Here is a 6,292-nt window from a genome sequence, read left to right as displayed (position 1 = left end):
TGCCTGCGAAGCAACCGTGCGTTTCTTCTTCATCGGCATATCCATGACTTTTACCTCTCATGATATGCCTCGCCCACGAAATCACGGATAGGTCCTTCCTTGATTTGTTATCGGTCCACCGCAAGAACAGCGACAAAGCGCCGCGCAGGCAAATAAATCAACCGCAAACGCCACGCATAAAAAACCCACCCGCGCAGCGTCCCACAGAAAGTGAAAAACCTGATTATTTCCCTTCAGCCACAATAACCTGCGAAGCAGCATTAATAACAGCAGCAATACGCCCCACATCCCGCAACTGAGTAGAACTCATCCCCTCAGCAACAAGCGTATCAAAGTGCGATTTAACACAAAAATGGCACTTGCCGATAATAGAAGCCGCAAGCGCATACATCTCAAACCGCCGCTTATCCACGCCACCATGCGAAGCATAAGCATTCATCCGTAACTGCGCCGGCTGCGACTTCAGATCCGCATTGTCAGTCATCTCCACATACGGATACCAGACGTTATTCATCCCCATCAATGCAGCAGCCGTCAGCGCGCCATTGACTTCCTCGGTAGACAACACACCCGCATTGCGAATCGCATCGACAATCACCGGGCTCTTCGCCGCAAACGCGGCAGCCAACGCCACACCCACGGCATCTGTGCCCTCCAGCGATGACCGCGCAATCGTGCCGTCCAGGTTCAAACGAATGTCTTTAGCGTAGTCAGGAACAAGTGCTTTAATCGCAGACAAGAATTCCATTGATATCTCCTATCAGGTTGCCGATAAAAAAGCCCGCCGGCTTTTTCAAGCTTAGCGGGCTTTCGACTTGCAAGGCTTACAGCGTTGCGCCGCCAACTGCACGGTTGCACGGGCACAGTTCGTCCGTTTGCAGACCGTCCAGAATACGCAGCACTTCTTCCGGGTTACGGCCAACGTTCAGGTTGTTCACCGAAACGTGCTGGATCGTGTTGTCCGGGTCGACGATGAACGTTGCGCGCAGCGCCACGCCAGCTTCCTTGTCGCGCACGCCCAGTTGGTCGATCAGCTCGCCCTTGACGTCGCCGAACGCGTAGTGGTTCAGCTTGCTCAGATCCTTGTGCTCACGGCGCCATGCCAGCTTCACGAACTCGTTGTCCACGCTGCCGCCCAGCAGCACAGCATCGCGCTCTGCGAAGTCGCCAGCCAGCTTGCCGAATTCGACGATTTCCGTCGGGCACACAAAAGTGAAGTCCTTCGGGTAGAAGTAGATGATCTTCCACTTGCCCGGGAACGACTGTTCGGTGATTTCTTCGAACGCCGACACGCCGTTTTCTTCATGGTTGTTGAAGCCCGGCTTGGCTGCGGTGACGGTGAAAGCTTCCAGTTTGTCGCCAACGGTTTTCATGCGGAAATACTCCTGTGAAGGGTTGCCAATGAGTTGGAAAAAACGGCCTGTTCAGGCTACCTGCTCGCTGTAACGAATACGTTACACAGACTTAATTATAACTCTATTGATGCATCGCAGCAATAGTTTTTGACTAATAAGGTGGATAGTTTTTCTTCACCGCGTCGATAGATTGTTCAAATGCCACCGCTTCTGCGGCGTTTACGGCAGGGCTGTTGCGCGGCAGGTTGGCACGCTCATGCACCGCAATATGGGGTGCTGCGAGGCACCGAAGCGCTGGCAGTACGTGGGGCCACGGGAGTTTCCCGATGCCTCAGACGCCCTTGGCGAGCGGAAATTCGATCGTGACTTCGAGTCCCGGCCCTGGGCTGCGGTTGCGCAGTCGCAGGCCGCCGCGATACCGGCCGACCAGTCGCTGCACGATCGCCATGCCGAGTCCCGTGCCGTTAGCCTGGGTCCGCGCCGTGTCGACGCGGTAAAACGGGCGTGTGACGAGCGTCAGCTGGTCTTCCGGAATGCCCGGACCTTCGTCGACCACCGAAAGCTCGACACGCGAGTGCGACACACGCGTCTCGAGGATCACGCGCGGAATGCCGTCGCCCTCGCTCAGACCATACTTGCGGGCGTTTTCGAGCAGGTTGCCGATCACGCGCCGCATATCGGTTTCGTCGGCCTCGATCACCGCCGATGGCGCCAGCCGCGTGATCAGCCGCATGCCGTCCTCCGACGCAATTCGCGCCGCCAGTTCTCCTGCGATCACGGAAAGGTCGACAGGTTCCGGGACTCTTTGCACCGGTCGCGCGTAATCGAGGAATCGGCCGATGATCATGTCCATCTGCTCGATGTCGTCGACCATCGCGTCCTTGGTGGTCTGATCCGATGGGCTCATTTCGGTTTCGAGCCGCAGCCGGGCGAGCGGGGTGCGCAGGTCGTGCGAGATGCCGGCAAGCATCAGCGCGCGGTCGGCTTCGAGCTGCTCGAGATCCTGCACCATCTGGTTGAAGCTTCGATTGGTCTCGGCGGCCACGCCCATGCCGCGCTCGGGCAGCGGCTCGGGCGACTGCCCCGAGCCCACCTTGCGCGCCGCCATCGCGAGACGCGCAAATGGCCGGTTCACCAGACTCGTGATGAAGGCTGCGCCAAATAGCGATAGCGCAAGTGCAAATACACCCCATCCGGCCCATTGCAGGCCTGTCGCGTTATCGAGCTGATCGCGGTCGAGCGCGACCCAGTAATCGTCGTCGTCGATCTTGAAGCTGATCCAGACGCCCGGGATGTCGTTGACCGATTGCGCAATCACCGTGTCGTCGCCGAGCCGTCCACGGATGTCGTGTTCGATCAGCCGGTTCAACGACTCGTCCGGTTGCAGCTTGTACTTGTCGGAGGTTTCGCGCGGATACACGCGCACCCCTTCATTGCTTTCCAGATCTTGCAGCAGTGCGCGCCGCAGGTCGGGATCGGAATAGAGGAGTGCGGTGCGTGTGAGCTTCACGATCGCGACGAGCTGCAACGCCACGCGCTGCGCGCGCGGCTCGCGTTCGATCACCCGGAAGCTCTGGAACCAGGCGGCGAGACTGACTGCGATCAATAATGCAATCAGCAGAAAGGTCCGCCAGAAAAGGCCACCGAACGCGAGCGTCAGGAGGCGCCGGTCGATCCGCATGGGCCCTTCTTATCTGAAAACAAAAGCGGAAAGCGCGAACAAACTCAGGCTGCGCCGTCGGGAATGAATACGTAGCCAAGACCCCAGACGGTCTGGATAAAGCGCGGGCTGCCCGGATCCGGTTCGATCAGCTTGCGCAGACGCGAGATCTGCACGTCGAGGCTGCGGTCGAACACTTCGTATTCACGACCGCGCGCCAGTTCCATCAACTTTTCGCGCGACAGCGGCTGGCGCGGATGACGGGCGAACACCTTCAGCACGGAGAACTCGCCGGTGGTCAGCGGGATTTCCTGACCGGCCTTGGTCAGCGTGCGGGTGGCGAGGTTGAGCGCGAACTCGCCGAACTCGAAGACCTCGGTGGTCTCGGACGGCGCACCCGGCAGTTCCGACGGCGACTGCCGGCGCAGCACCGCGTGGATGCGCGCCACCAGCTCGCGCGGGTTGAACGGCTTCGGCAGATAGTCGTCCGCGCCCATCTCGAGCCCGACGATACGGTCGACGTCTTCACCTTTGGCCGTCAGCATGATGATCGGCGTGCGATCGTTGCTGCCGCGCAGGCGACGGCAGATCGACAGGCCGTCTTCGCCGGGCAGCATCAGGTCGAGCACCAGCAGGTCGAAACGCTCACGCACCCAAAGCTTGTTCATTGACGGCGCATTTTCGGCGACGTAGACATTGAAGCCCTGTTCGCCAAGGTAGCGGCGTAGAAGATCGCGCAGACGCGGATCGTCATCGACGACGAGGATTTTCGAAGGGTTTTTGGTTTCCATGGTCGGCATCTTAGCGCGATTACAAAGTGGCGCGAGTTTGCATCAATTCGCGGGTTACAGTCAGTTACAAAATTTACCCGCACTGTGGCATGGCGTAAAGCGGTGACGCGTAGACTGCTTTACTGAATGCGGCTGTTCGGTGGATACTTCACTCGACTAAAATTCGCACCCGGCTTTTTTTCCGGGGTTTGTACACGCATTTAGGATAGCCGGTTGCCGCACCACGAAGGGAACAAGATGAAGGGAGGGGTTTGGCCGAATGTGCGCCTACGCGTGATTGCGCTGGCTGTGGCCGGCACACTCGCGGGCACATTAGGCCCTTCGCTCGCCCATGCCCAGTCCACCGACGAACGGGCATCGAACCCACACGCGCCGCGCTTCCGCGCCTTCAAACTGTCGCACCAGCCGCATACTCCCGAACCGGATCACCAAGCTTCAGACGCCATGATGCGTGCCGCAGTTCCCCCCGATCTGGATCAGCGTCGCCGCGATGGCCATATGACGCCCGAAGAGCGGCGTCTGCTACGTCAGCACATCGAAGACGCCGTTCGCGAGTTGTACAAACGCTAGGGCACTACGCCCAGTTTCCATCGTCGAGTACCGCCTGGTGCGACGCGCAGCGTGTCGCGACGCGCGTGAAAAATTTCGTTTCACTTCCCCCGTCAACTTTCCCGCCTGATCTGCCGTTGAGTGGCCAGAGAGGATGGTCGTGCGTGTCACGTATGACTCGCATGTCAAGCTGGCGTCTTCTCGACACCGCTACCGGACCACGGACGACTGACAATGAAAAAGCTGCTAAGGCGCACCGGCGACAGGTCGAATCCCGTGCTCACCTTGTTCTTTGCCGTCGTTGCGCTCGCAGCGCTGGTGGGCGCGCAAGTGGCCGACGCCCAGAACGGCACAGCGCCCGCGTCAACTGCAACGCATGGCCAGCGTGGCAAACACCATGCACCGGTGGCGACCGACGGCGACTCGGCCGAAGCTCTCCTTGACGCTGATGATGCGCGCTTTTTCCTGACACGGGTGGGATTTGCGCCGGACAACGCCGAAGTCGCCCAATACGTGGGGCTGACGCGTGCGCAGGCAGTCGACAAGGTGTTGTCCACGGCGCGCACCGAATCCTTTACGCCGATGCCCGCGTGGGTCCTGGAGCCGATCCCGACTCGTGACGAGCGCAAGGCCTGGACGCAGGATCAGCGGCAAGCCGAAGGGCGCACGCGCGGTCAGCGTTACGAAGAGTTGCGCGCATGGTGGGTGCGCGAGATGTTGACCACGCCGTCGCCGCTGACCGAGCGCATGACGCTCTTCTGGCACAACCATTTCACCTCGGGCCAGGACAAGGTCGGCTATCCGCAGCAGATGGCGCAACAGGACATGCTGCTCAGACGAGACGCGCTGGGCAATTTCGGCCAGATGCTGCACGACGTCGCGAAAGATCCGGCCATGCTGCAATACCTCGACGGCGCCGGTAGCCGCAAGGGCAAGCCCAACGAAAACTTTGCCCGCGAAGTGATGGAACTGTTCACGCTCGGCGAAGGCCACTATACGCAGCAGGACGTGTCGGAAGCAGCGCGCGCTTATACAGGATGGAGCCTCGATCCGGATACCCAGGCGTACGTGTGGCGCGCCAACCTGCATGACGATGCAGTCAAGACCGTACTCGGCCAGAGCGGTCCGTTCGACGGCGACCAGGTGCTCGACATTCTGCTGGCGCGTCCTGAGACCGCCACCTTCATCACGACAAAGTTGTGGCGCGAGTTCGTCTCCGATACGCCGGACCCGGCGCAGATCGCACCGGTTGCCGAGCGCTTTCGCGCCAGTCATTACGACATAAAAATCGCATTACGCGGACTCTTCCTCAGCGATGCGTTCTGGGACGAGCGCAATCGCGGCGTGCTGGTGAAGTCGCCCGCTGAGTTCGTGGTGGGAGCGCTGCGCGAATTCGATATCAGCTACGACAACACGGCACCGTTCGCCGGTCAGATTCGCAATCTGGGTGAGAACCTGTTCTATCCACCCAACGTCAAGGGCTGGCCGGGCGGCACGACGTGGATCAACAGTTCGACGCTGCTCGCACGCAAGCAGTTCGTCGAGCAGATCTTCCGCGCCACCGAGACCGCCGCGCCGCATCGTCCGCAAAACGGCACGATGAGCCAGGACCCGAAGGCGGCGATGGTGCAGCGCGCGATGGCGCGGGTGGGTCAGGGCGGAGTACGCTTTGATATCGACACGTGGCTCGCGCAGTTCAACACGGCTCCAACCGCGAAAGCGGGCCTGTCTGCTGACCTGCAATTGCAGCACGCGGTGTTGCCGATTGCTCCGGTCGACGCCATCGAAACCGATTCGACCGCGAGCGCTTACCTGGAAGCGCTGCTGATGGATCCGGCATATCAGTTGAAGTAAGTCAGTTTTGTCGAACCGAAGAAATGAAGAATCGAAGCGGCGCGGACCGGGCGGCGCACTCCACGTAGCTACAAACGAATGAG

At 60.1% G+C, this 6,292-nt stretch carries 6 protein-coding genes; 2 read left to right on the top strand and 4 right to left on the bottom strand.

What is annotated here, in order from left to right; translation table 11 throughout:
- Window positions 1–223: 223 nt before the first annotated feature.
- From P3T17_RS06390 to ompR, 4 genes are all read right to left on the bottom strand, one after another.
- A complete protein-coding gene (locus P3T17_RS06390; RefSeq protein ID WP_429405429.1) occupies window positions 224–748 on the bottom strand; it encodes a carboxymuconolactone decarboxylase family protein in 525 nt (174 codons plus the stop codon).
- A gap of 76 nt (window positions 749–824) precedes the next feature.
- Window positions 825–1,373, bottom strand: coding sequence for a peroxiredoxin (locus P3T17_RS06385; RefSeq protein ID WP_074264777.1), 549 nt, complete (start codon window positions 1,371–1,373; stop codon window positions 825–827).
- Window positions 1,374–1,686: 313 nt separating this feature from the next.
- Window positions 1,687–3,036 carry an ATP-binding protein gene (locus P3T17_RS06380; protein WP_074264776.1) on the bottom strand — a complete coding sequence of 450 codons (1,350 nt, stop codon included), beginning with the start codon at window positions 3,034–3,036 and terminating at the stop codon, window positions 1,687–1,689.
- A 44-nt stretch (window positions 3,037–3,080) separates the two neighbouring features.
- A complete protein-coding gene (gene ompR / locus P3T17_RS06375) occupies window positions 3,081–3,815 on the bottom strand; it encodes a two-component system response regulator OmpR (RefSeq protein WP_006048917.1) in 735 nt (244 codons plus the stop codon).
- A gap of 228 nt (window positions 3,816–4,043) precedes the next feature.
- Here ompR and P3T17_RS06370 point away from each other — a divergent pair, with 228 nt between their 5' ends.
- Entirely contained in the window at window positions 4,044–4,376 is a 333-nt protein-coding gene (locus tag P3T17_RS06370; protein WP_074264775.1) for a hypothetical protein, read from the top strand.
- A 213-nt stretch (window positions 4,377–4,589) separates the two neighbouring features.
- Window positions 4,590–6,209, top strand: coding sequence for a DUF1800 domain-containing protein (locus tag P3T17_RS06365; RefSeq protein WP_429405427.1), 1,620 nt, complete (start codon window positions 4,590–4,592; stop codon window positions 6,207–6,209).
- The last annotated feature ends 83 nt before the right edge of the window (window positions 6,210–6,292 follow it).

Origin of the sequence: Paraburkholderia sp. GAS82, from assembly GCF_050436285.1 — a bacterium.
GTDB classification, from domain to species: Bacteria; Pseudomonadota; Gammaproteobacteria; order Burkholderiales; family Burkholderiaceae; genus Paraburkholderia; species Paraburkholderia phenazinium_B.
Note: the sequence above shows the minus strand (reverse complement) of the source record. Positions and strands in the feature narration are given on the sequence as shown.